The organism is Arachidicoccus terrestris, assembly GCF_020042345.1.
Taxonomy (GTDB): Bacteria; Bacteroidota; Bacteroidia; order Chitinophagales; family Chitinophagaceae; genus Arachidicoccus; species Arachidicoccus terrestris.
The window spans coordinates 638,967-664,633 of sequence record NZ_CP083387.1; the positions used below are offsets into that span (position 1 = coordinate 638,967).

The 25,667-nt window shown below is 41.9% G+C and carries 20 protein-coding genes and 1 tRNA gene; 5 read left to right on the top strand and 16 right to left on the bottom strand.

The window, feature by feature from the left end:
• Window positions 1-16 precede the first annotated feature (16 nt).
• Both recC and recD read right to left on the bottom strand, forming a co-directional pair.
• Complete coding sequence (gene recC, locus K9M52_RS02525) at window positions 17-3,235, bottom strand: exodeoxyribonuclease V subunit gamma (protein ID WP_224070500.1); 3,219 nt, start codon at window positions 3,233-3,235, stop codon at window positions 17-19.
• 30 nt (window positions 3,236-3,265) lie between these two features.
• Window positions 3,266-5,044 (bottom strand): exodeoxyribonuclease V subunit alpha, encoded by a 1,779-nt coding sequence (gene recD / locus K9M52_RS02530; RefSeq protein ID WP_224070501.1) that lies wholly within the window; start codon window positions 5,042-5,044, stop codon window positions 3,266-3,268.
• A gap of 202 nt (window positions 5,045-5,246) precedes the next feature.
• On the opposite strand from recD, the gene K9M52_RS02535 reads away from it, so the two are divergent.
• Complete coding sequence (locus tag K9M52_RS02535) at window positions 5,247-5,570, top strand: Dabb family protein (RefSeq protein ID WP_224070502.1); 324 nt, start codon at window positions 5,247-5,249, stop codon at window positions 5,568-5,570.
• 313 nt (window positions 5,571-5,883) lie between these two features.
• Here the strand turns inward: K9M52_RS02535 and K9M52_RS02540 are convergent, their stop codons facing one another.
• On the bottom strand, window positions 5,884-6,273 hold the full coding sequence (locus K9M52_RS02540; RefSeq protein ID WP_224070503.1) for a hypothetical protein: 390 nt from the start codon (window positions 6,271-6,273) through the stop codon (window positions 5,884-5,886).
• A 361-nt stretch (window positions 6,274-6,634) separates the two neighbouring features.
• On the opposite strand from K9M52_RS02540, the gene K9M52_RS02545 reads away from it, so the two are divergent.
• The 3 genes from K9M52_RS02545 to K9M52_RS02555 all read left to right on the top strand — a co-directional run bounded on the left by K9M52_RS02545 (window position 6,635) and on the right by K9M52_RS02555 (window position 9,803).
• Complete coding sequence (locus tag K9M52_RS02545; RefSeq protein ID WP_224070504.1) at window positions 6,635-7,033, top strand: hypothetical protein; 399 nt, start codon at window positions 6,635-6,637, stop codon at window positions 7,031-7,033.
• Between the two features lie 482 nt (window positions 7,034-7,515).
• Window positions 7,516-8,874, top strand: coding sequence for a hypothetical protein (locus K9M52_RS02550; RefSeq protein WP_224070505.1), 1,359 nt, complete (start codon window positions 7,516-7,518; stop codon window positions 8,872-8,874).
• On the top strand, window positions 8,859-9,803 hold the full coding sequence (locus K9M52_RS02555; protein WP_224070506.1) for a DNA adenine methylase: 945 nt from the start codon (window positions 8,859-8,861) through the stop codon (window positions 9,801-9,803). The genes K9M52_RS02550 and K9M52_RS02555 overlap by 16 nt, the downstream gene beginning before the upstream one ends.
• A gap of 812 nt (window positions 9,804-10,615) precedes the next feature.
• Here the strand turns inward: K9M52_RS02555 and K9M52_RS02560 are convergent.
• The 5 genes from K9M52_RS02560 to K9M52_RS02580 all read right to left on the bottom strand — a co-directional run bounded on the left by K9M52_RS02560 (window position 10,616) and on the right by K9M52_RS02580 (window position 15,421).
• The gene (locus tag K9M52_RS02560; protein ID WP_224070507.1) at window positions 10,616-11,239 is read right to left on the bottom strand and encodes a hypothetical protein; all 624 of its coding nucleotides are present in this window, start codon (window positions 11,237-11,239) and stop codon (window positions 10,616-10,618) included.
• Window positions 11,240-12,609: 1,370 nt separating this feature from the next.
• Window positions 12,610-12,894 (bottom strand): tyrosine-type recombinase/integrase, encoded by a 285-nt coding sequence (locus K9M52_RS19130; protein ID WP_394369836.1) that lies wholly within the window; start codon window positions 12,892-12,894, stop codon window positions 12,610-12,612.
• Window positions 12,895-13,206: 312 nt separating this feature from the next.
• Window positions 13,207-13,389 carry a hypothetical protein gene (locus tag K9M52_RS02570; protein ID WP_224070508.1) on the bottom strand — a complete coding sequence of 61 codons (183 nt, stop codon included), beginning with the start codon at window positions 13,387-13,389 and terminating at the stop codon, window positions 13,207-13,209.
• Between the two features lie 253 nt (window positions 13,390-13,642).
• Window positions 13,643-13,716 (bottom strand) — tRNA-Arg (locus K9M52_RS02575).
• 112 nt (window positions 13,717-13,828) lie between these two features.
• Complete coding sequence (locus K9M52_RS02580) at window positions 13,829-15,421, bottom strand: S41 family peptidase (RefSeq protein ID WP_224070509.1); 1,593 nt, start codon at window positions 15,419-15,421, stop codon at window positions 13,829-13,831.
• Window positions 15,422-15,578: 157 nt separating this feature from the next.
• Here K9M52_RS02580 and K9M52_RS02585 point away from each other — a divergent pair, with 157 nt between their 5' ends.
• Complete coding sequence (locus K9M52_RS02585; RefSeq protein ID WP_224070510.1) at window positions 15,579-16,421, top strand: N-acetylglucosamine kinase; 843 nt, start codon at window positions 15,579-15,581, stop codon at window positions 16,419-16,421.
• Window positions 16,422-16,458: 37 nt separating this feature from the next.
• On the opposite strand, the gene K9M52_RS02590 is transcribed toward K9M52_RS02585, so the two are convergent.
• From K9M52_RS02590 to K9M52_RS02625, 8 genes are all read right to left on the bottom strand, one after another.
• Entirely contained in the window at window positions 16,459-17,739 is a 1,281-nt protein-coding gene (locus K9M52_RS02590) for a PepSY-associated TM helix domain-containing protein (RefSeq protein ID WP_224070511.1), read from the bottom strand.
• Between the two features lie 47 nt (window positions 17,740-17,786).
• Complete coding sequence (locus K9M52_RS02595) at window positions 17,787-20,174, bottom strand: TonB-dependent siderophore receptor (protein WP_224070512.1); 2,388 nt, start codon at window positions 20,172-20,174, stop codon at window positions 17,787-17,789.
• A gap of 195 nt (window positions 20,175-20,369) precedes the next feature.
• Window positions 20,370-20,819 carry a 50S ribosomal protein L9 gene (gene rplI, locus K9M52_RS02600; RefSeq protein ID WP_224070513.1) on the bottom strand — a complete coding sequence of 150 codons (450 nt, stop codon included), beginning with the start codon at window positions 20,817-20,819 and terminating at the stop codon, window positions 20,370-20,372.
• Between the two features lie 94 nt (window positions 20,820-20,913).
• On the bottom strand, window positions 20,914-21,180 hold the full coding sequence (gene rpsR, locus K9M52_RS02605) for a 30S ribosomal protein S18 (RefSeq protein WP_224070514.1): 267 nt from the start codon (window positions 21,178-21,180) through the stop codon (window positions 20,914-20,916).
• 3 nt (window positions 21,181-21,183) lie between these two features.
• On the bottom strand, window positions 21,184-21,540 hold the full coding sequence (rpsF, locus tag K9M52_RS02610) for a 30S ribosomal protein S6 (protein ID WP_224070515.1): 357 nt from the start codon (window positions 21,538-21,540) through the stop codon (window positions 21,184-21,186).
• Between the two features lie 175 nt (window positions 21,541-21,715).
• Window positions 21,716-22,594, bottom strand: a complete 879-nt coding sequence (gene sucD / locus K9M52_RS02615) for a succinate--CoA ligase subunit alpha (protein ID WP_224070516.1) — start codon at window positions 22,592-22,594, stop codon at window positions 21,716-21,718.
• A gap of 268 nt (window positions 22,595-22,862) precedes the next feature.
• A complete protein-coding gene (locus tag K9M52_RS02620; protein WP_224070517.1) occupies window positions 22,863-23,819 on the bottom strand; it encodes a fatty acid desaturase in 957 nt (318 codons plus the stop codon).
• A gap of 74 nt (window positions 23,820-23,893) precedes the next feature.
• Window positions 23,894-25,309, bottom strand: a complete 1,416-nt coding sequence (locus tag K9M52_RS02625) for a LutB/LldF family L-lactate oxidation iron-sulfur protein (protein WP_224070518.1) — start codon at window positions 25,307-25,309, stop codon at window positions 23,894-23,896.
• Window positions 25,310-25,667 lie beyond the last annotated feature (358 nt).

The following is a 25,667-nucleotide window of genomic DNA, read 5'->3' on the forward strand; positions in this document are numbered from 1 at the left end:
TTCCGAGAAGCCCTTTTTAAGACAGCATGGGAAAATCGGGAAACATTTCCATTAAAGGCTTTTCCAGAACAGCTGCTAATTCCGAGTATTGTTCAAATGCCACGGGATTAAAAATCCCCATTTCATCAGCTTTATCAATATAAGCATCTACAAACATACCGCCTGATGTTTTGTCACGAATTTTCAGATGCCATTTTCTATAGTCAGGCCCCTTGTTCCCCAGGTCCAGACCCAAAACAAAAGGGAGTATTTTTTGCTGCCCTTCCTTATAAACCTTTACGAGCCGGTCCAACGCGCTGGTTGCCTGATCCGCATCAAGCGGTACCCCATGAAACACCTGGCCATTTTTAAAAGAAATGACCGCAAAATCTGTGGCTATGCCGGATGCCGCTAACATCAGGTACTCAATATAGCCTTCCAGCACGGCTTTAAACTCATTCTTAGACCAGGAAACAGCAATAAGCTTCTTCCCATACAAGGTAACCTTACCGTTAACGGTAAGATCTTCTACCTTGTAGCAGACAGGTATATCTACTTTCGTTAACCCTTCAATTTCTTTATCCAGCAGTTCCTTCACTGGTCCTACTTCCTCCTGCAGCTGAATCATTTCCAGGCGGGCGCTGTTTTTTAAAGGCAATAGTCCTGTTTTAACACCTTTATCCCTAAATCGCTCCCAGGCGTCCTCGCCAGTCAGTTCTATCAACGTATCCCTGTACTGATAACGCTGTAAGGCGCTCAGCTCAAAGACTTCTTCATCCTTTAAAACATCATCACTGTCTTCATAATAGATACCCGCAACCCGGTTCAGATACCCTTTAATAGGTTGCTGCAAAAAACGGATGAAATCCTTTAAAGGCAGCTCTGTCTCCCCAAGTTCTTCTTCAGCCGGCTTATCCTTTATCTCGGTGACCAAACCAGTGGAAGGTATTAAGTGCAGATACTGCGGAACTTTGCTTTCTTTTTCAGGGCTGAAATGATGTAACGCGTGTTTAATAACCATTTTCTCTCTGACACCCTCCGGATCACTGCTCTGGCCTGCTATATAATCGATTAATTCATCCACTAAACCAGAAGCCGGTATAGCACTATTGTCCTTGACACTTCGGCCGATATAGCTGATATACAAGTAATCCCTGGCAGAAAGGATCGTCTCTAAAAACAGATGTTTATCATTGGCCTTCACGTTACGGTCACCCGGCCTCTTTTGCAGTTCCATTAAATTAAAGCCCAGGGACTGCTCTTTTCTCGGGAACTTATCATAATCCAGCCCCAATAACGCCACTACTTTAAAAGGAATACTCCGCATGGGGATCAGCGAACAAAACGTAATCCCTCCGGCAGCGAAATTTCCGTTTCTGGAAGACTGCACCAACCGTTCACCAAAACTCTCCATAAAGACGGAAAAGCTCAGTTTTTCATCCAAAAAGGCTTCTGCGCTATTATAATCAGCCAACAGCGTGGCCAGGTATTCAAACTCCTCATCTCCCTGCTGCTGCTCTGTCAGAACAAATCTTTCCAATACATCCTTAATAAAGCTTGACCAATCGGCCAGCGTCCTGGCATTTTTCCTGTCTTCCAGCATCTCAATGAGATCTTCGGCAAAAGCGACAAAACGAATGACTTCCTCGCTATCGTTTCCCTCCACCAGATCTAATGGATAAAACCCCTCCGGTCCCGTACCAACTTCGTCTTCTCCTGCCATACAAATTCCAAACATAATTCTGCGGAGCCCATATCGCCAGCTGACATATACAGAGTCATCCGTATAGCTGCCGTTAATACCAAACCGGATGCCGGCGCCGTCCAGCACCCGGCGAAGTAAATCTATGCGGCTTAATCGCCTGTGCGTCCGGATAAAAGAACTATCCAGCAATCTTAGAACTGTTTCCGCCGTAAAAGCAGCCGGCTCCAGCAACAGTATACTCTCAAGTGCACTGGTAATACTATCCGCCTCCGTAAACCTTTCATCAGCGATCCTGTAAGGAAACTTATAGGGAGCATGATCAAAGATTGCCCGTATATATGCTGCATAATAGTCAATATCGCTGATCATAACAACGATATCCCGTGGTGACAGCTGCTCTCTTTTCTGATCAATCAGATAGACCAGAAAATCATACAGACTTTCTACTTCTCTGAGCGGACTATAGCAGGAGTGGACCGTCAGAGAGCCGTCCTTTATATCCTGTTCATCAAAAACGGTTATACCATTCTCTGGCGTTCTGTTTTCGTAAATGGACAGCTGTAATTTATGCAAGAGGCTGTCTTGCTCAGGAAAAATCTCCGGTAATGACTCATAGGCGTTCAGAATATCATCCTTTTTAAATAGCATACTAAAAGTATCCTTAATGACTTTGCCCAGACTTTGCAGCAATGGGTGACCCTGTGGCTGCTCAGCAGGATCTACCTGACCTAGTTTGCGTAGAAAAACCAGCCTTTTTTCGCTTAGATCGTCAAACCAGTAATCAGATGGCGCTGGATTGAGCAGATAAAAATAGATTTGAATTTTATCAGATAACAGGTCAAATATATGCAGATGAAATTCAGTCAGAAGGCTAATCCCAAAGATAAACACCGCAGGCATTTTGCTTTGTAAATAACTTTCAGATACGGGGTCCCTTAAGGTATTTTCAATATAATCCGCTATCTGATTTTTATCGACAAATGCGTTGGAACCAATCTCTCCCGCCCTTTGCCTTGCCTTTTCCCACAAATAAAACTGCCACTCTTCCAGGTCTTTGCCGTGCATACGGCCCTTATTCCACTCTTTAATCATATCAGAGCGGTATATCTGATACTGATCAAATAAATCAGCCACTTTCTTTGCCAGCCCAAGCCTTTTTACGCGGGCGATATCCAGCTCGGTCTCACTGGCCGTTTCTGGATTCTCTAACTGGTAGTACCTTGCGATAGAAGGGAACTGCTGTTCAAATTCAATTGCCCCCATCAGGTTAAATAACAGCCAGCAAAGGTTATCTGCACTCATCGTGGCTTCTGCTGCACCCCCTAAAAGAAAATAAATTCTAAAAATCAGGTCATTAGGTTTCAGATACTGTATACCGGCTGCGATTCCCTGCCTTTCAGCAAGCTGCAGACTCAGCCAGTTGTTCATTCCATCGGTTTGCGTGATGACATATTGGGGCCGGAACACGTCTCCCTTATGTTCTGCCATGTCCCGGCATAACCCCCCGGATAGTTCCTCTAATGAATTGGATACTTTTAAATGAAAAGCCATGTATATTAATTAAAATAAAATCAAATATTGCTAGGTGTGCTTTTGTAACCGCTGTATCACGCCAGAGCCCCTGTGGATGCCGATAGCGGCCGCTTCTAACATAACTGAATGACTCCCTTGTATAACAACCTGTTCTCTGGCCCGGGTTACTGCGGTATAGAGTAGTTCCCGGGTGAGTATCTTTGCAGCCTGGGCTTTTTCCGGCAGCAAGACCAGCACCTTATTAAATTCCGATCCCTGGCTTTTATGAATGGTCATGGCAAAAGCCGTCTCCAGGCTCCCGATAAAGCCAGGCAAAACAGATCTTACCGTGCCATCTGCCGCCTCAAACCAGGCCCGCATCACGCCGGCTTCATCCGCTCTGATAATACCTATATCTCCGTTAAACAGGTTTAACTGCCGGTTATTGCCCGTCACCATAACAGGCCTGTTTTGATAAAAGGCTTCATGGGGCTTTAGTCCGGCTCTTTTCTTAAGGATATTTTCAATACGCCGGTTGACCGCCTCCACCCCTAGAGCAGTATCCCTGATCGCACAAAGAACCCGTAATCTGTTTATTTTTCTAAGCGCTATTTGTATATCCGGTTCTTCCAGAAATTCTCTATACCCCAGAACAAACTGCTCAAACACCCCACCATCATATGCCGGATCTATTATGACCTGCGGGTCATAATTGCCGAAAAACCCTTCTAGCTGTTCCGGCTGATTACGCAGTACCGCTTTGCTGAATTTACCGATTCCGTCACTATCCGAAAACCGGTGGCTGTGCTGCAACTCTACTATATGTTCAAAAAGCAAATGTTCTTTATTGTCGCCCATATATTCGTTAGGTAAAATAGAACCAGGCGGCAAAAGCGCCTTCACCTCATCTAAGAAAGCCTCACTAAATTCATTGAGTGCCGGCAAGGCGTTACACAGATCACCAAAAAGGCTGCCCGCTTCCACGGAAGACAGCTGATCTTTATCTCCCAGTAAGATCAACTTGGTTCCCTCGCCTATCGCATCCATGAGTTTAGCCATCAGTGCCACATCAATCATGGAAGCCTCATCGACAATAACCACATCTGCTTCCAAGGGCTGATCCCTGTTATGCTTAAAATTCGGGCTGCCGGCCATTGTTCCTAAAAGCCGGTGTATGGTCGCCGGCGCTAATGCCTGAAAGGCCTCTTTTATAAATGGAGCGCTGTCTGTGGCCGCACGCCTTAAGGATTCTGCCATGCGGGCTGCAGCTTTACCGGTCGGGGCACAAAGGGCAATGCGCAGATCTTTATTCATATGAAGCAATAGACGCAGTACCTTGGCCACCGTTGTGGTTTTACCGGTGCCGGGGCCTCCTGTAATAATTGAAAAATCATGTAACACAGTCGTAAGGGCCGCTAACCACTGCCAGTCTACTTTGCCCTCGATACTGGAAGAACCGGTAAATAATTGTTCGACTACATCTTTCAACCCGGCAAGCTCAGTCAGCCGTATTTTTCTTTTATCTCTTTCATAATCAGAAAACTCCTGAATTCGCTCTAAAATGCGTGTTTCGTAAAAATAATACCGTTGCATATAAAGCCGGTTATGGGCATAGACAAACGGCGTCCTTCCCTCTCCATTTGAAATGAGCGCCGACCGGTCCATAACATCCGGTGCAGGCACCCCTTCATAACCTGCTTCTTTTAACGCTTCCTGGTCAATGGATAGAGGATCAATACAGATATGGCCCTCCGTCAACATTCTGGAAAGTTCAAATAAATAAGGTTCCACCTTCGGATCTTTAAAAAAACGGGCGAACTGTCGATGTATGTTAATTGTTGCACTCATTAAGACGGAATCTGACGAGATGATTTTAAAGGCTAAATTTAGGCATTTGCGGGTACAATTCCGGCATATTGCGCAAGGATTTAGCCAGAAGCACCTGCCATAGTATTAATTCTATATATGTGCTTCAAAAGGAACTTATAAGTCAAGTTTTATTTTTATCTTAGCGCTCATCTCATTAAACATTCAATCAATATTTTAAACGATGGGGAAATTTGTACATGTCGTAAACTTTTGGCTAAAACAGGGAATCAATGACACAGACCGGGCAGCATTTGTAAAAGGGGTAAGCAGTTTAGGAACCATACAAGATCTGGCTACCTTTCATGTCGGCGTACCGGCACCTACGGACCGGCCGGTTATCGATAGAAGTTATGATTATTGTCTGGTTTGTACATTTGAGAATAAAGAGCAGCACGATGCTTACCAGATAGATCCTATACACGATGATTTTAGAGATCATTGCGCCAAGTACTGGGAAAAGGTTTTAATATATGACTCAATTGAGATAACGCCACCTTTATCATAATTCCAAATTTAGTGCCTGACTGTTATCGAAAACGTCAGGCCTTTTTTAATTGAGGGCTCAAATGTAACAGGTGCAGGCTGCCCTTTTACTTTTCGGCTTAAGCTGTCTCGTTCCCTGCCAACTCAAAAACCTTAACTTTACGGATATATACTGAAGCACCGTCTCAAGAATTGGCCCGGCAATACTGTAAAACACACGGCCTGGGTTATGTTCATGTCACTGAATATTGGCTGTGTGAAGAAGTAGAGGAAGATTCCGGCGAGAAAACCAGGTATGAATATTATAATTGACGAAAATCCAACCTATTTGTTTATCAGTAATGTGGTTTAGTAAAGACCCAGGACTCTATAAGCTTACCATTCACGTTATGCCCGATTCTTAACTCAGTTCCTTCATCTAAAAACTCTGTATTGCCAGTTATTCTCATCTCTGGATGTCTCTTTATATCAATGGTGACACTGTCTCCTGTAACATACATATTCCCTTCATATTGAGAATCATATTTTATTGCCGTCACTGAATAATGTTGAACAGATAGTTTATCAATTAGCCAGGCAGAAGAATTAGTCGCTGCACCTGTTGAGTCATATCGAGAATACAGGCCCAGTGACCATACCCCTTGAAATGATTTAGGGATTTCAGTAGTTCTTTTGGATGATGAACATGCGGCAAATAAAATGAGCACCGGAAGTAGTTTTTTCATATTTTATCAATTATTAGTTACTTTTCTAATTCAAAAAGGTTCACCCAGACAGAATTCCATGCCAGATTTTCATTCAACTCCTTCTCTCTCATCTTATCATAAAAGTACCGAAAATAATAGTAGAACAATTGTAGCAAACATGGCGCTAAAAAAAATTGCGGAACATATTGTTTGATCGAAATGATCAGAAAGGCATGCAAAATTATATTGACAACGTGCACCCGGTTAATAAAACTGGTGATATTGTCAAACTGGCCGGCATACTACTATAGCTGCAAAAAATTGGTTGATCGCGGATTAAGAGAAACACAAACCGCATATTACAGAGAGAAATTGATAAATTTGCTGAAAACTAGCAATTATGGACGCATTTGTATTAATATTATCATTCGGATTGGTTATTCTGTTGATTATACTTCCGCAAAAAGGAAAACAAACTCAAGAAATCGTAGATAACGGAATAGAAATCCGGTATAAAGTTTTGATAAACCATATTGCACCTCCAGAAATATATACAAAACGAAAAAAAACGCTTGGCATCTTGACGCTATCTTTTAATAATCTGTACATGGGTGGTGCTCATCACTTAATGGAAGTTCGTGGACAAATATGCATAGAGACTCATTTTATTATTGCGGATTCAGAAAAACATACTCTAAAATGGAAATTTCCTAAAGAATATGATCAAATCAAAATGGGTGATAAAATCAATAATGAAATTGCAGAATATTTTGACAAAATATCCAAAAACTACTCCTGACCTATGGGTCACATTTCGCCTTTCACCTAAAAATCACTAATATCATTGGCCAGCGAAACAACCGCCTCTCTGATGGAGTAATCAATATGACCCTTGAACAAAGCCAAGTTCCTGAGCTCACGGCTTCGCATTATGCCGTCTGGATACTCCCAGGCTATTGGAAGGAAATAGAAATTGCAATAATGGAAAGAATATCCGAAGTCGCCATTCACGTGATAGTTTAGGTATAAGTACATGAGCTCTATCAGGCTGGCTTTACGATGTATAAAACTTCAACCCCCTGCCCTCGGTGAGGGGAATGAGAAACTGGAGGATTTTGAAAACGGATGGTTGAATACGATTTTAGAAAGCGGCAACCATTAACGAAGCAATTTGCACTGAACTCGTTACGAAATAAGTTCTTTTATAATTCGGCAGTTTTGTTTAATATTGTGTTGATAAACCGATTTGATCTTTTTCTCATACAACAAAACTAACCAAATATGAGTCACTCAAATAAGTCCATCGATATCAGTCAATTAAATATCAGCGTTGAGAATCCAAGATTTGAACGTGTAAGTAATCAGCGAGAAGCGATACGGATAATGATTGAAAAACAAGGGGATAAACTTCTTAAACTGGGTAACGATATACTGCAGTACGGATTAAATCCGGCGGAATCAATTCTCGTATTGAAAAACAAAAAGGTTTCAGGTTCCGGGTATGAAGTTCTGGAAGGTAACAGGAGGGTAACTGTTTTAAAACTACTAGAAAATCCCAATTTAATAACTGAAACACATAAATCTTTATTAAACGGATTTAAAAAGTTAAATACTAAATTTCAACAAAATCCAACTGAAAAAGTTAATTGCGTGGTCTTCGATAGCGAGGACGATGCAAATCATTGGATAGATTTGAAACATACTGGACAAAATGACGGAGTAGGAATTGTTCCCTGGGACGCTCAGCAAAAAGCGAGATTTGATGCAAAAACGAAAGGCAAAACTAACTATGCGCTGCAAGTCCTAGATTATTTAGGTAAAAGCGAAAGTGTTGATTCTTCTACTAAAGCGAAGCTAAAAAAGGTTAACTCTTCTTCCTTGCAACGGTTAGTAGGTGACCCAGTTTTTAGAAAATTTTGCGGTTTAGATATTAAGGATGGTAAAGTAACCAGTATTTTACATCCAAAAGAATTCGTTAAGCCACTAACAAAAGTCGTTAACGATTTACTGCGAGACGATTTCACGGTTAAGGATATTTATTACAAGGACGACAGGCAGAATTACATTGAGACTTTTAAAAAAGTTGACATGCCCAATTATGATGATGAGTTGCCTGGCTCTTGGGAGCTAATTGGGACCGAGCCAGTTGGTAAAGCAGTAGGTACTCCAAAATCTACAGCAGCTAGGAGGAGTAAAGTCCTTTCTACAAAAAGAAATACCATAATTCCTAAATGGACCTCCATTCCCATAAACCAGTCTAGAGTTAATAAGATTTACAGAGAACTTAAAGACCTCGATTTAAGGGACTTTGAAAATGCTGCTGCGATTTCGTTTCGCGTTTTTATAGAATTGACATTAGATTCTTATATTGAAAAAAATCCAATAGAGAAAGTAACTTCTGATAGCAAACTTAGCAACAAGCTACAGGCGGTTGCAACAGATATTTTAAACAAAGGGCATTTAAATAAGCAAAAACTAAAAGGCGCATTTACAGCGGCAAGTACTCCAGATAGCATTTTTTCTATAAATACTTTTAATGCTTACGTTCACAATAAAGATTTTCATCCGGATCCGACAAGTTTAAAGAAAAATTGGGATAACTTAGAGTCTTTTATAAGTAAAATATGGGAATTAATTTAACTACAAGTTTTTATTCTCCGTTGAGGTATCCCGGAGGGAAAGGGAAACTGGCCTATTATGTCCAGCTATTAATAGAGCATAACCTCTTGGTAGGGGGGCATTATGTGGAGCCTTATGCGGGAGGTGCTTCTGTAGCCTTGTCCTTGCTTTTCAATGAGTTTGTTGATGAAATACACATCAATGACTATGATTTTAGAGTTTACTCTTTTTGGGATTCAATTTTAAACAGCACTGATGAGTTCTGTGAAAAATTGGTTAACGATGAAATTACGCCAGCAAACTGGGAGCATCAGAAAGAAGTTCAACGAAACCCAAAGAAATTTTCAAAAATAGATATCGGGTATTCCACTTTTTTTCTTAATAGAACTAATAGGTCAGGAATATTAAAAGCCGGTATGATCGGAGGTAAAGAGCAAGGAGGTGACTGGAAATTAGATGCGAGGTTTAATAAGGAAGAGCTCTTAACTAGAATAAGAAAAATTAGCAGGTACAAAGACAGAATAAACCTCTACAACGAAGATGCTGCTAAACTAACCAAAAAGTTAGGGAAAGCCCTTCCTAAAAAAACTTTTTTTTATTTTGATCCACCCTACTATAAAAAAGGGAAGGATTTATATATTAATTTTTATGAACATAATGATCACGTTTTAATTGCCAGTATTATTCGGCAAATGACAAATAAAAATTGGATTGTCTCTTATGACAATAATCCAAATATAAAAGAAATCTATCGCGATTTTGCACAAAGGACATATGAATTGAACTATCATGCAAATGCAGCAGCGAAAGGTAGTGAAATTATAATTTATTCTAATGATTTGATAGTTCCAATATTGGACAATCCTACCGATAAAAAAGAACTTAAAAATTTTGCAACATCTGGATTGTCAGAGAATTGGATCTTAGCCAGTCAGCTTACGTCTATATAATAGAAATTTTACGAAGTCAATTAGTACTTATAAAGATATACTCCGCAGATACGGGTTCGAGTCCCGTTAGCTCCACAAGAATATCAAATGGGGCTATAGTTTAACTGGCTAGAATAGCGGACTGTATTCCACCCCGGCTCTGCTGGGGTGTTTTCGTTTTCACGGTTGCAGAGCAAAAATAATGAGAGAGTTTGATATTTTATACGTTTTGACTTTTGCCATGTATGTTTTTAGGGTTTAGGGTTAATTTTTTAATCGAACTTCTCTTTCTCACCTCCATCTCAATAGAATAGCTGTCTTCATATTTTAATAGGCTGGCTAGTCCAATGGGAAATGTCATGGGTTTCTGCGATTTAGAATCAATCGTAAGGTCTTCTTCAGTTGCATCTGAAAACTCGATGACGCTCTTGTTCGTTGATTTGTTAATAATTCTAAAATCCTTAATCATTGCAGGCGTTCGTCCTGTATTGACGAATTTAATTACTATCGTACCATCAAATAAAAAATGATTTCAGCTGAAAGTTTTTCGCGATTGAAATAAGCCTGTCTACAAATCATAAATAATGTAATAGCCCCAAACCCTAGGCCAGCTAAACTAATTATTAATCCGACTTTCATAACAGCTAATTTTTGATTATCATCACCCGAATGTAACCACTCCCAACAAAATAATAAAATTGCAAAATAGTTTAGCCGTAATGGATAATTATATTACCTCAGTGCTCTCATAAGCAGTTAGTTTTGGTTGCGGTCCTGGCATCTACCGGGGCCTATTTTACGAAATAAGGTCATGTTGTTGACTGAAATCTTCATTAAATAAATGGGAGACCACATTCAAGTTTTTTCCTTGTGCGTTTTCTACAATAGTCAATAATGGATTTGTGTCCCTTTATAGTTGGTTCTCCGGAATTATCCATAAATCCTTTTTTAATAGCTATTTCCTCTGATGTCCCCCATAACTCTTCAATTGGTATTCCATTTCTGGAAATCCAAAGTTGAATATCTGGAAATGCTTGAGTGAACCATTTAGGTTTATTATCGAATATCGCTCTATTATGTAAATCGAACATGATTTGTCGAAAACTTGGAGATCCAATTAGCCTTTCTTTTGCCTTCGGGAATAGGTCGAATGATGCCCCCGCATATGAATTTGAATCGAAATGAACTTCAATTCTTTCTGGATTATCCAAAATCTCGATGTCTTCGAAATGATAGATGGCTTCACTTTCATACAATCTATTTAACTGGAATTTCAATTTTGATATATTGTAAGGAACAAATAATTCTTCAATAATGTTTTTAAATTCAGAACCCAAAGAATCACGACCTTCAAAGGGAAAACGATGCGTAGAATTCATTTTTAATTCTTTTGGGGTTATTAATTTAGACTTAACTAAGTAATCATCTTTGTCTAATTTATTAAAAATACTAAACATAGTTTCGGTTTAAATTTTTGATTAATAAACATCAATATTCGCAATTCCTCATGTTGTTTTACAACAAAATTTTGCCGGCAGGCAATAACAAGCTGATTGTCAGAACCAATTAAATTTGAAATCTTCCTGTAATTTTACATTTTTGTCAGATTTTATAAATTAACACAGTGAAATTTGGCAGTATTAATAATATGTGTAAATTTATGGTGTAAATTATGTAACATTGAAACAGATTTCCATTACCTTTGCACCCGTAAAAAATATTAGAAGGTTTTTACATAAGCAAAATCATTATTCCTCCTCAACAACTATTTATAACAGATTTTGCGCATCGGTCTTTATTTAATTCTTTAAAATAAAAAAGGAAGCCGCAGTCAGCGAAACTTGGGCTTCCTTAAGATAGGATTGAAGTCAATTCATTCCTTCATCTACTTGCGGGGAACACCCGCATCCTCTGGTGGCTTACCTAGCTGTGGCTGCAGCTAGGACAAGGAATCTTGTAGCACTTGGTGGGGTGACATCTAGTTACCCCATTTCTGGTTACACACTTACGGAAAATGTATCCGCAGCCATTGCAAACAGAGCAAGTTGCTCCATCATCCTTGTACACCGTATTTTGAGCTATACCCATAATACTGTATACATTTAATGGATTTTAAGTCCACGTAAAAAGTATACGTGCCTGGTTAACCCAGCTATTTCAACTCGGTCCTTCAAAGGACCGATACTATTTTCAATAAAACTCTTGGAATTTTAAAAAGGAGGGAGTACTTTTATACCGAAATTAACTCCTCAAAAAACTCCGCCCAATTCCCCAATTGGGCTTTTTCATTTTATTTAAGCAAAGATAATATATAATCAGCGATTTTATATCTAGATCATTAGCAAATAAGTTTTTATGTTGATAACTTATCTAGTAAAATGGCTCTAAATAACACCGCCTTTGCTTATAAGACAAAGATCGAGATAAACCGACCTTTTTTTAATGAAAGTATTCAACACCTGTGCATAAAAAACTATGACTATTCGTTGTACAATGAATCAGACTACATTATATATTAATGAAAGTTTATTATAATTCTATTTTTGGCGATATCACCGCAATTAAAACTCGTTTCCAACCTTCTTAATGATCTCCATCTCCCTGGCAGCTTCATTAATTGCATATATCCGGGTGGTTCTATCAAATGTATGAGAATTCAATTTTTGGGCTTTATCGATTCCTACTAGGTCAGATACCTCATCAGTGTTTAAATGCTTAAAGAATAAAAATCTGCACAGATATTAAGGTCTTTATCTTTTTTCACCCAATTTTTCCATCTCCGGGTTATTTGTTCCGTTCTAATTTGATCTGGACTTGGTTTCAGTCTTCAGGATATTACATAATGATTTGGATCGGCAAAATCTCTTAAATACTGTTCCCAAAAAGGCAAAGCGATGTTCTTAATTGGCTTGGCCACCCGCACCCATTGTTTTCTTTTTTTGATTAGAAATGTCGCTGTCTGCCGTTCCAGGTTGACATCTGATATTTTAAGGCGGCAAAATTCTGTTATTCTGGCGCCAGAGTGAAAAAACATATTAATAAAAAGCCAGTACCTGTAGTTCTTGGAGATAATTTTCTCTTTGACCTTTTGCCGTTGTTCCGAAGTCAACAAGATTCTGGTAGCCTTAACGGTATTTTTCTTGGATAGTTCCCGGGGAATATTGGATTCGACAGCATCAAACTCTCCGAGTTTTTTTGTAAAACATCATTATGTGGGGGCGATAATAATTATAGGTGTTATTTGACCGGTTCCGTCTTTTGGAGAGATAATCAAAAAGTGCCCGAATATCTCGTTTCCGAATTTCGCCAATTGGAATCTGGGAAATCAATTTTCCATTTATCCGGATGACGTCAGCTGCCATTTTTATAAACCCTGACACAGAGGTAAGATCTTCTTTTGTATGCTTTTCAACATCGATCGATTTCAATGCCATATCCAACGCCTGGTTAAATGGAGTCTGCTCCGTAGGTACATCCATATTAGAAGGGCATCTATTATCTGCTGGTCAGTTATCGGATTATACCCGGCCTCAAGCACCTTCATTTCATCAGACATGAGATTAATTGTTGCCTGCTTTCTGTCCTCCCAGACATGAAGATCATTCATTCCTTTTTTTTAATCTGAACCTTTTGTTTGGTTTTATCATCGTAAAATAAATAGATAATTTTCCAAGTCACTTTCATGCTTGACTTAGACTTATACCAATTTTTGGGATAGACCGACATTTTGCCGACCCTACAATTGTGTGGAAGTTTTTTCATTTCATTTTGCTTTTAAAAAGTGACCCTTTTAGCAAAATGCGAGAAAAGTAGAAGATGAAAAAAGCCCTGAAAGTATTATCTATCAAGGCTTTTGAGAGTGACCGCGTCAGGATTCAAACCTGAAACCTTCTGATCCGTAGTCAGATGCTCTATTCAGTTGAGCTACGCAGCCGTCCTATAAAGGAGTGCAAAAATAAGCAATAAAAAGAAATTACCAAATCATTTTTGAAAAAATCAGCAAAATTATATCAATATCTGACTGATTTGCAAGCACACAGCATCCTCTATTGATTAATAGTCTCCAGCCCTTTTCTTACAATATTGTCATGGTGATTATTAATTTCAAAATAGCCCTGCGGGCCAAACATATCCTTTGCCAGAAATGCCCTGAATTTCTCCAGAACATTATCTTTGGCGACGCCCTGTATGGAATCAATATGAATAGAATCTGCCAATGCAAACGTCTCTAACTTACCCCAGATATCATCTTTAGGCATAGCGTAAGCAAATAACGCGTTAACCGTTTTCAAACTATCCAGACCTGTCCTGTTATGCATATAATATAAAAAAGTAAAACGCGTCAAAGTACCTTTCAAAAACAGGTCCAGAGCACTGGGCGGCAATTTCGTCGAATCATATGCGACCAGGACGTCAGGAGTAATACCTCCTCCCCCATAAACAGTATGACCCTTGGGTGTTTTATAAGCTTTGCCTGTCGGAGAAGAAGTATCGCCGAGTACCGTCTGACCACTATGGAATCTTTTTGTCAGTTCTCTCTGATATTCAGTGCTGCTCCTGTCATAGGATTTTTGAATATTTCTGCCAAGCGGTGTATAATACTTGGCCACGGTCAGCCGCAGTGCACCGCCATTGGTCAGATTAAACTGATCCTGTACCAGCCCCTTACCGAAAGTTCGCCGTCCGATAATCGTCGCTCTGTCCCAATCCTGTAATGCCCCTGCCAATACTTCACTGGCGGAAGCAGAAGTTTCATCTACAAGAATGGCCAGCTTCAGATCCTTATACAGACCATCTCTTTTACACCGGTATTCTTTACGGCCCACCTTGGCTCCGTCCGTATAGACAATCAATTGTTTATCTGCCAGGAATTCATTGGCGATCTCGGTAGCTGCCGTCAGCACCCCGCCACTATTCCCCCTGAGATCAATCATTAACTGCTGCATACCTGCTTTTTTCAGCTTCTCCAGGGCCAGCATAAATTCCCGGTAAGTCGTTTCGCTGAACTGATTGACCTTGACATATCCCGTCTTTTTATCCAGCATATACGCAGCATCGATAGAGAAAATCGGAATCATCGCCTTATGGAGTGTGGTCGTCAATTCCTTCTGGTTTCTTTTGATCAACACCTTAAAAGTATTACCGACGACCTTCTGCAAAATATTGACAACACCTAAAGCAGAACGGTTCGGGCCTGACATCTTTATAGTGTCATTGAAACTGAGAAACTGGTCTCCTATTTTAACCCCTGCCTTATCAGCCGGGCTGCCCGTAACAACATTGGTGATGGCTACGGTATCCTGTATCACTTCAAATCCAATTCCAATCCCTACAAAAGAGCCACGAACCTTGTCATTGATCTCTTTTAGCTGCGCAGCGCTGATATAAACAGAATATGGATCCAGTTGACTTAGCAAGCCATTGATCGCTTTCATTTCCAGACTGTCCTTATCGGTTCCCTGGACATACATTTTGTCAATAATCCGAACCACCTCGCCAATAGCTGTATTATGAGGATTTGCAATAAAAGTATCCGGACCTATCGTATCTTTTCTTAATTTGTATCCGATTACCATTCCCACGACCATCATCAGGGACAACAGGAAAGGCAGCCAAAGCTTAAGGTTCGTTTTTTTCATCAATTGACTATTTCAGTTTATTGCCGTGCGAAGTTCCTATTTTTTGCTGACAATAAATTCTAAAAATAGATAGTGAAAATTAACAATTAAAAAATCTTTAAAACCTCCAAATTATCGCTAACTTAGAAGTACAAACGTATTTACAAAAACCTATTATATGTCTGTCAAACTTATTGCGGATAATGGCTCTACAAAATGCAGCTGGCTTGTCCTGGAAAATGGCCAATCCCGTAAGATCGAAACGGATGGCCTCAGCCCTTATTTTCTGAGTGGCGCAGAAATCAGCAATACATTATCCAAAAAACTAATTCCTAAGTTAAACAATACCAATATAGACGAAGTACATTTCTATGGCACGGGGTTGGCCGATAGCACCTTTCGTAAAATGATGTCCAAAATTCTGAAGGACTTATTTCCGGCAGCGGCATGCAGCGTGAATACCGATTTAATGGGAGCTGCCCATGCGACCTGTGGCGACAATAAAGGCATTGTATCTATTTTGGGAACAGGCAGTGGCTGCGCCTATTACAGCGGCAAAACCATCAAAAAGGTGCAGAACGGCCTGGGGTTTATTCTGGGTGATGAAGGTAGCGGTGCCTATCTGGGCAGAAAAGTCATCCAATATTATCTGTATAACACATTTGACGATGATCTTATGCACCGCTATAAACTCAAATATGAGACCGACAGGGATGCGATTATCCAGGCGGTTTACAGGGGAGAGCGCCCCAACAGGTACTTAGCAGGTTTTTCAAGGTTCCTGTCAGAGAACAGAGGTCATTATATGATCGAGAATATTCTGGAAGACTGTCTGAATGACTTCATCAATCAGCATATCTATAAATTTACGGAAGCCTGGACTTCTCCCCTGCATTTTGTGGGTAGCGTTGCCTATGCCTATCGGGATGTATTAAAGGAGCTTTGTAACAACTATGAACTGGAACTGGGTTCCATTATGAAGCATCCGATTGATGGCCTTGCCAAATATCACGGACAGTAGCCCCTCTGAAGAAAAACTAAATACCAGTAGCCGAATATCAGTCTTTTTCTATCAGTTCAGGGGAACAAACCGCTGACACTGCAGCGGCCTGCGACGGGCCGTTTCTCCTGTTCTGGTATTTATTCCAGGTCTTGAGCTGCTTCCTGTATTTTTTCTTTTGCTTTCTTTTCTTACCCCACCAGATATAAAAACCGGTTATCGGTAAAGAAGCGCAGACGAGGCTCACCAGAAAGGCAATGATTTTGCCTGGCAGCCCGCCGATAGCCCCTACATGGATATCGTAATTCATGGCGATGATCTTCTCACCGGCATTCAGGTCACTAAATTCACTTTCTCCCAGTCTTTTGCCGGTCGCCTGGTCAAAGTACAGGGTATTGGCATCATAATACGTTCCTTCATGACCGTAAGCAGAAAAGCTGATGGCATCGGCTTTCCCGTGTACAGGACTTGTGGTATACCGGCCTGCCTCCGGATAGGCTTGCCGGGTCTGCGCATAAGCGTAATCTATTGGGCTGTGGAGGGTTGCAACAGCGGTCGTATCGGAATTATAGGCAGGGTATTCCATGGGTTTCGTGCTCATGGTGGCCGTCGCATAAACGGCTTTATTGAACCACTGGAAGGCCCAGACCAGTCCTGTCAATCCCAGAATCAGGGCAATGATAAAGGTATAAAAACCCAGCACATTATGCAGGTCATAGTTCAAGCGCTTAAACTTCGCTTTCCAGCGCACTTTAAAGCTGTCATTCACATGTTTCTTATTCCATTTTTTGGGCCACCACATAATAATACCTGTAATCAGCAAAATGACAAAGATCAAAGTAGCCCACCCTACAATGGGCTGGCCAATGGCATCGCTGAGAAATAAACTCCAGTGAATCCCCTTAACAATCATAAAGAAGTCTTTCTTATAATTCACTTCTCCGGTCACAGCACCTGTATAAGGATTTAGAAAAACAGATTTATAAACTTTAATAGTACCGTTATAGGTAAGCGCCTTCGGGTCTCCTGGCACATAGCTCATGAACTCCCAGCTTCTTTCAGGCCTTTTGTAAGCCGTCATATAGGTTAAGGGCGCTTCCTTACCTAACGCGACCTTTGCTCTGTGCTGCAGCTCGCTTAAAGGCAAAGCCGCCTGTCCACCGGCAGGAGGCTGAACAAACAGCACGTCATGGCGGACTATATTTGTGATCTCTTGCTGGAAGACAAATAAACAACCTGTAACACTGACAATGACCACGATGATACCAGACACCAAACCCAGCCACAGATGTAGCCAGGTAATGATGTTATTGATCTTCGATTTCTTATTGATCGGCATTACAGGTTATTTAATCTTCTAATATATTACTTTTTTAGCATTTATCATTAAAAACGATAGGATATACTGAGTTTATAATTCCTGGGCGCTTCTACCTGATAGTAGTAGAAATTGCCGTAAGGCGCACCAGAATACAGGTACCGGTCCAGTAAATTGTTCACATTCAGATTCACGGTCATTTTCTCCCCCTTCCAGAAGATGCCGCCGTCCATTCTGAAATAATCCGGTAAATCTTTCTGGTTGGAGGTTGCCCAGCTCCAGGTGGAGCGGTCCCCCAGGAAGGTATAACCGGCAGAAACACCGAATCCCTTCAGAGCGCCATCGCCAATGGTATACGTCAACCAGCCGTTAGAGACATGCTTGGAAAAGCCTGTCACCTTGGTGCCGACTTTTGTGGGATCAAGATCTTTGGTCACTTTGGAATCGGTATAGGCATAGTTCAGTATGGCATTCAGCCCCTTGACGATCTCTCCCCTGATATCCAGTTCCACTCCCTGTGTTCTGGTCTGGCCCAATTGCAGAGAGTACTTCAGGTCCTGATTACCGCCACTGGTATCCGGGTCTGCAATCAAGGCACCGTTTTTAATAATTCTGTAGGCAGACAGCGTGGTATTCCAGCGACCGGCAAACCAGTCTCGTTTTACACCAATCTCCATGTTATTTCCTGTCAGTGGCTTGGGTGATTTATTACCTCTTAAGAGACCAGACTGAGGCATAAAAGACTGATCATAGAGTGCATATACAGAGGTGTTCGGATCAATCGTATAGCTCAGCCCAATTCTTGGGGTCACTTTCTTCGCATCATAACTGGTACCGTAGTCGTTTTGTTTCACGTAGGTATACCGGCCTGCGACAGTTAAACGAAGGCTGTTATCAAAGAATCCTAATTCATCCTGCAGATAGACCCCTGAATAAGACTGGCTGGTATACGTACCTGCAGCGGCGGCTCTCTGCAATAAATCAATAGAACGGTCAAATACAGGCAATCCGTTATAAGGCATACCACTACCGGGATTGTAGATATCAAAAAGATGGGCATCATCATCTAATATCTGATTCTGTCCCCAGTCATAATAATTATCTTTATCACCGAGATCCAGTCCCACTAAAATGCGATGCTGAATGCCTCCTGTCTGCATCTTTCCGTTAAAAAACACCTGTGCAAATTTCGAGCGGTTAATAGCGTCGCCGATAGAAATGGCCCGTCTCATTTTCCCTCCGGGTCCCAAAGAATCCGGCCATAGATTTGACCCCTGCTTATTGGTGTTCAGATAGCCGCCCTGTACGGTCAATTTCCAGTTAGGGTTAAATTGGTGGTGCAAGTATAAAAACAGACTCTGGTCTTTCAGTACCAGGGGTTCAATTCCTTCAAAAGCGGTGGTAAAATCTCTTGGCAAGTCACCGTAACCAGTGGGCGAATAAACATAGGCAGCTCCGCCATCCTGCATTCTGGCATACTGATACAGATACTCTGCGGTGATATCCGTTTTATCATCCACCTGATACTTGATCACCGGCGCAATGGTCAGGCGGTCGCTATAACCATATTTCTGAAAAGAGCCCGCTGACTGCCCCATGATATTAAAACGGTACTGGACCTTATTGTCTTTGTCAAATTTGCCATCCAGGTCAATAGCGCCCCGATAAAAGTCATAGCTGCCTACCATAACAGAAGCTTCTCCTTTGGTTACACCTGTGGGCTTCTTGGTAACGATGTTAAATATACCGCTGGGTTCTCCGTTGGACATCATAAATCCGGCAGGTCCTTTCACAAACTCGATACGGTCTACGACAGCCATATCTGCCGTCAGCGGCCCCCAGGTAGAAGTGACATTCATGCCGTTTCTGAACTCAGACGCTCTGGATCCCCGCATATTTATACGCGTATAATCTCCCCAGTGTTCCAGCTTAGTGGCACCGCTGACGTTGCGGATGGCGCCGTCTCCAAAAGAAGTTATTCCCTGATCGGCAAGTGCGACAGCACTGACTTCCTGGATATTCTGGGGAACCTCCAATAGAGGCTCGTCCAGGCGAAGCGTAGAGGAGCTATGGTTGATCTTATAGGAATTACGTTTGGAATATACAATTACGTCCTTCAATTCACTTTTGGTCAGATTCAGTCTGAGGGTTACATGGACCGTCTTTTTCTCTTCGACAGTAACTTCTTGTCTGGTGGGCGCATAGCCGACATACGTAGCGACCAGTGTATACGTGCCGGGCAACATTTTAAAATTAAATTCACCGCCGTCATCGGCCACTGTATTATAATTGGTATTTTCAATCGTAATGGTGACACCGGCTGCTTTGGCGCCATCGCTTGTTAATACGATTCCTTCAATTGTACCTCTTTTTGCATCGTCATCATCCTCATGCCCATGGGCCATCACATATCCTCCCACACAAGACATCACCAGTAATAATAAGAGCTTTTTCATCAAAATTGTTTAACCTAATAATTGAAATGATTGATTTGAGGGTGCAAAACTACACAAGGACAAAGCAAACCATTTACGCAATCGGGAAAACATTTGTCTGAATCCGCAATTATTGTATAATATTTCGTTAAGGGCAGCGCATAAAAAACCCGCTCTGCATACACAGAGCGGGCAAAAAAAAATATGTTTTTGGAATTATTCTCCAACCACTTCGAAGTTAACTTCTGTGGCATTACCATTACCAAAGTCAATATTGGCTTTGTAGGTACCCAGTTCTTTCACTTCGTCAACGATAGAGATGTGTTTACGATCAATATCATATCCTTTTTGCTCACGGATTGCGCGGGCAATCTGTAAAGTGGTGATACTACCAAAGATCTTACCGGAAGTACCCGTCTTAGCACCCAGTTTCAGTGCGGGTTCAGCCTGTAATACTTCGATTACTTTGTTGATTTCAGCGAGCATGGCGGCCGCTTTCTTACCTCTTACCTTTAAGCGCTCACTCAGCTGCTTCAGGTTAGAAGCGCTGGCTTCTACTGCTAATTTCTGAGGAATCAGATAGTTACGTGCATAACCATTCTTTACTGTTACCAGTTCATCAGGTGCGCCCAGATTATCTACATCCTTGATTAAAATTACTTGCATTTTCTCTCTTGGTTTAGTTCCGTAACCCAGTTTACCGGAAACTGTCTTCCTTACTATAAAAGGAGTTAGGGAAGGTGACTAAATTAAAATTATATTATTTGAACAGGTCTGTTACGAAAGGTAACAAAGCCATCTGACGCGCTTTCTTTACGGCATCAGAAACCTTACGCTGATATTTCAGGCTGTTACCAGTCAGGCGACGAGGTAATAATTTACCCTGTTCGTTGATGAACTTTTTCAGAAATTCAACATCTTTATAATCGATGTAGCGAATACCGTATTTCTTAAAACGGCAGAATTTCTTTTTGGTCTTCTCCTGCTTGATCGCAGTAAGATACTTGATTTCGTTTGATTTTGCCATAACTTATGCTTCTGCTGCTTTTTCGTTACCGGTTTGTACGCCACTTCTCTTTTTCGCATTGTACTCAACGGCGTATTTGTCGAGACTAGTGATCATGTGACGCAGAATCTGGTCGTCACGTAAAAATTGTACCTTAAGCTTCTCATTGAAGTCGGATGGCGCACTGTATTCCAGAACCCAGTAAAGAGCTGTTGTTTTCTTCTGGATAGGGTACGCCAGTGATTTAAGACCCCAGGGGTTGCTGTGCGTTACTGTACCACCGTTTTCTACCAGAAAATCAGTGTATTTCTTCTGAGCCGCTTTAAATTCGTCTTCAGAAAGCACAGGGGTTAAAATCACCATCAATTCGTAATTGTTCATTACCCTGAATTTGTTTTTGTTAATAAATAAATTTAAGGGTGCAAAGGTAGCAATTTTGGCAACAATCCCAAAATAAAGATTACGCGGGCTGTCCCTTGGTCCCCTATACATACGAAGCGCACCGGTAAACGGTGCGCCTGCATCATATTTCTAGTTAAAAATAATTGAGATCCAATTACTTAGCTTTAGCCAACACCTCAGCCAGTGTTTTGCCGATATCTGCCGGGCTGGCGACGACGGTAACGCCGTTTTCCGCCAGAATCTTCATTTTGGCAGCCGCGGTATCATCTGCTCCACCGATAATAGCGCCTGCATGCCCCATCCGGCGACCCGCAGGTGCCGTCTGACCGGCAATAAAGCCTACGACCGGTTTGCGGTTATTCTGACTGATCCATTTAGCCGCATCTGCTTCCATGCTGCCGCCAATTTCCCCGATCATGATGATCGCATCTGTTTCATCATCATTCATCAGGAGCTCAACGGCTTCTTTAGTAGTGGTTCCGATAATCGGGTCACCGCCAATGCCGATGGCAGTGGAGATACCCAGTCCCGCTTTGACCACCTGATCGGCAGCCTCATAGGTCAGGGTGCCGGATTTAGAAACAATCCCTACCCTACCGGCTTTGAAAATAAAGCCAGGCATAATACCGACTTTAGCCTGTTCTGCCGTAATGACGCCCGGGCAGTTCGGTCCGATCAGTCTGGCCGTTTTACCTTCCAGGAAGCTTTTTACTTTTACCATATCCTGAACGGGAATACCCTCTGTGATACAAACGATCAGTTCAATGCCGGCGTTAGCTGCCTCAAAAATAGCATCTGCTGCAAAAGCGGGCGGTACGAAAATAATACTGACATTCGCGCCGGTTGCTTTTACGGCATCAGCCACTGTATTAAATACCGGACGATCCAGATGGGTGTTTCCGCCTTTCCCCGGTGTAACGCCACCGACAACCTGTGTGCCGTATTCCAGCATCTGGGAGGCATGGAATGTACCTTCTGTACCGGTAAATCCCTGTACAATTACTTTTGAGTCCTTATTTACTAATACTGACATTACAATATATTTATTGATTATGGATGTGCAAATTTAAAGCAAAGACCTTAGACCATCAAACCAATTCACGGGAATTTGGATAGCTCCGCCAATCTCTATTCTTTGTTTGGTCAGCGTTACACACGCCAAAGCCCGGTCATCCCTGATTTTCGGGGATCCCTAATAAATAAGCCAGCCGGCTTTTTCCAGAGTTGTTTGCTGCATATTGGAAAATAAACCGGCTGGCTTAATAAAGATTTTACTTGCTGCTCATTCAAACAGCCTGATATTATTTGGTCTTACCTCTCTTATCACGGGCCATCCTCGAATAGACAGACAGTCCGGGGTCAAATAAAAACTTAAGCAATAATACCGTATAAGATTTATGAGAACCCAGCGTTTCGTAATACTCCGGCGCTTCCTGATGAAGCTTGGGCAGGTGATTCCAGGGAACGGAAGGAAAATCATGGTGCTCATTATGGAAACCCACATTCAGGTTCACAACATTGAGCGGGCCGTAATAACTTTTGGTTTCCTGCTCCCCATGGGTTAAAAAGTGTTCCTGCACCCATCTGGCTCCCAGCGGGTGAAGCCCCACAGAGAAAAAGAAACTCAGCAGTTGATAGAGGATGGCCATCCAGCCCCAGAAATAAATAACGGCGGCCACGTACACGATCTGTACCAGCCAGTTGACAATGGTCAGACCATCAATGGCCTTGATCTCCTTACTCATCCTGGCGAGCCTTGTCGCCTGCACAACCGGATAGAACAAGAGCCAAAGTCCCTTGCCAATGGTAGAATTCCCCACCAGCTTAGCTTCCCACTCTCCGGGCATATCTGCATCTAAATTGACAATCCCCTGGAAGGCATGATGTTTTAAATGATACTTCTTAAAAGAAATTGAACTGGCAAAAACCAGCGGAAGATTCGCGATCAAACTAGCCACTGTATTGAGCGCCCTGTTCTTAAAGATCAGGTTATGAGAACATTCATGGACGCACACAAAAAGCGTATGATCAATAAAAGCACCGACACAATAGGCGGCCAGCAGCATCCAGTACCAGGCAACATCTTTTAACCAGAAAGCCAGCATGGTTTGCAGGCCCACACAAAACAGGATAATAATAAAAGTAAACCTGTTGCGGCCGATAAAGTTTCTGATACCGGGATGTTTTTGAATAATTTCTTTTGTCCTGAGCTTATGCGGTTCACATTCGTCCGACCAGGAAAAACTTTTTTTAGTCATCAATTTAAAATATGGAGTTTAGGAGAAAATGTTGGATTATTTACTGTAAATGTATGGTTGAATGATTCATAAAATTATTTAACAGCGTCCGGCGAAGACTTTGGAGTTGTCTTGGGCTCCTTCTGTTGCTGTTTCCAGAGTTCATTAAAAGTCTTCTGACTAAAATTCAGATCGCCCCTGTAGGCTGTCCAGTCTTTAAAAAGCCGGTTCACCATCTTGTTTTTAAGATGACCGTTACCCAGATTCATCAGGGACCTGTGCAGGCTTACCGTCTTCCAGGCTTTCCAGGCCATTTTCTCAGCCATGGAATTGTCGCCTTCCTTGACAGCCTCATGACGGTTGACCAGCAGGAGCTGATGTATATTAATTCTGACCGGGCATACTTCCGTACAATTGCCGCAAAGAGAAGAAGCATAACTAAGATGGTTATATTCTTTCATTCCTTTTAAATGCGGTGTAATCACCGATCCAATGGGACCGCTATATGTCGTCTCATAGGCGTGTCCGCCAATATTTTTGTAGATCGGACAGGCATTCAGACAGGCACCACAGCGGATACAGTAAAGCGCTTCTCTGGCTTCCGGCTTTTTCAGCATATTGGTCCTGCCGTTATCCAGCAAAATCACATACATCTCATCCGGACCGTCCGTTTCACCATTTTGACGCGGACCGGTGATCAGCGTATTATAGGAAGTCACCTTCTGGCCGGTACCAAAAGTGGAGAGTAAAGGCCAGAATAAAGACAGATCCTGTAACGTAGGAATGACTTTCTCAATGCCCACGATAACAATATGCGTCTTAGGAAAAGCGGTGGTCAAACGGGCATTGCCCTCATTTTCTGTGATTGCCACCCCGCCTATATCTGAGACAATAAAATTAGCGCCCGTAATCCCTACTTCCGCCTCGGTGAACTTACTTCTAAGCTGATGGCGGGCAAAAATAGTGAGCTGTTCCGGCGGCATATGCTCCGGAGCCCCCAGTTTTTCCGTAAAAAGCTGGGCGATCTGCTCCTTATTTTTATGCATGGCCGGTGTAACGATATGATAAGGAGGCTCTTTATCTAACTGTTGGATGTATTCCCCCAGGTCAGTCTCCACACTTTCTATACCGTTTTGTTCCAGAAAAGCATTCAGGTGAATCTCTTCTGTCACCATGCTCTTGCTTTTAACGACTGTCTTACACTCCTTTAACTGACAGATCTCTCCAATAGCGGCGAGCGCCTGCTGGGCATCTTCCGCCCAGACAACTTTGGCCCCACGGGAAGTGATCTGCTTTTCAAAATTGAGTAAACATTCGTCCAGGTGTTCTACTGCCTGCCATTTGGCGTTTTTAGCCAGCTGTCTCGCACTGGTAATATCTGAAAACTGCGTCTTGCCTTTCGGAACGGCAGCATTATATTTAGATATATTAAAATTAATAGTTTGGCGATGGCTCATATCGCCTGCTTTCACGGCCGCTTTGGCCATAAAGGATGCTGCTTGTTCGTTCATCGGGTTCTTCTAATTCTCAAAATTCTCGCTCAATATACAAAAATATGCAAAAAACAGCCCTATTAAATATTTTTAGCGGACAAATCTAAGGGCGCTTTCTTGTCCAGGTGGACTATTGCTCCTCATGCAAATATTAAACCGAAGTCCGATACCTTATTGCCTTAACATCTATCCATCGACCGGGATTCAAGGAAATACTACTATTGCCAAAGGTTGTCGTATTTGAACTGTTCAGGAATTCCGAAGCGTTCAAATACGACCAAGCCCGCCTGATGTATCACTTATATCGACCTTATTAGCTTCGAATAAATCAATGACTTGCCGGGTTTGGCCAAAACAGCCTGTTTACATTCGTTAT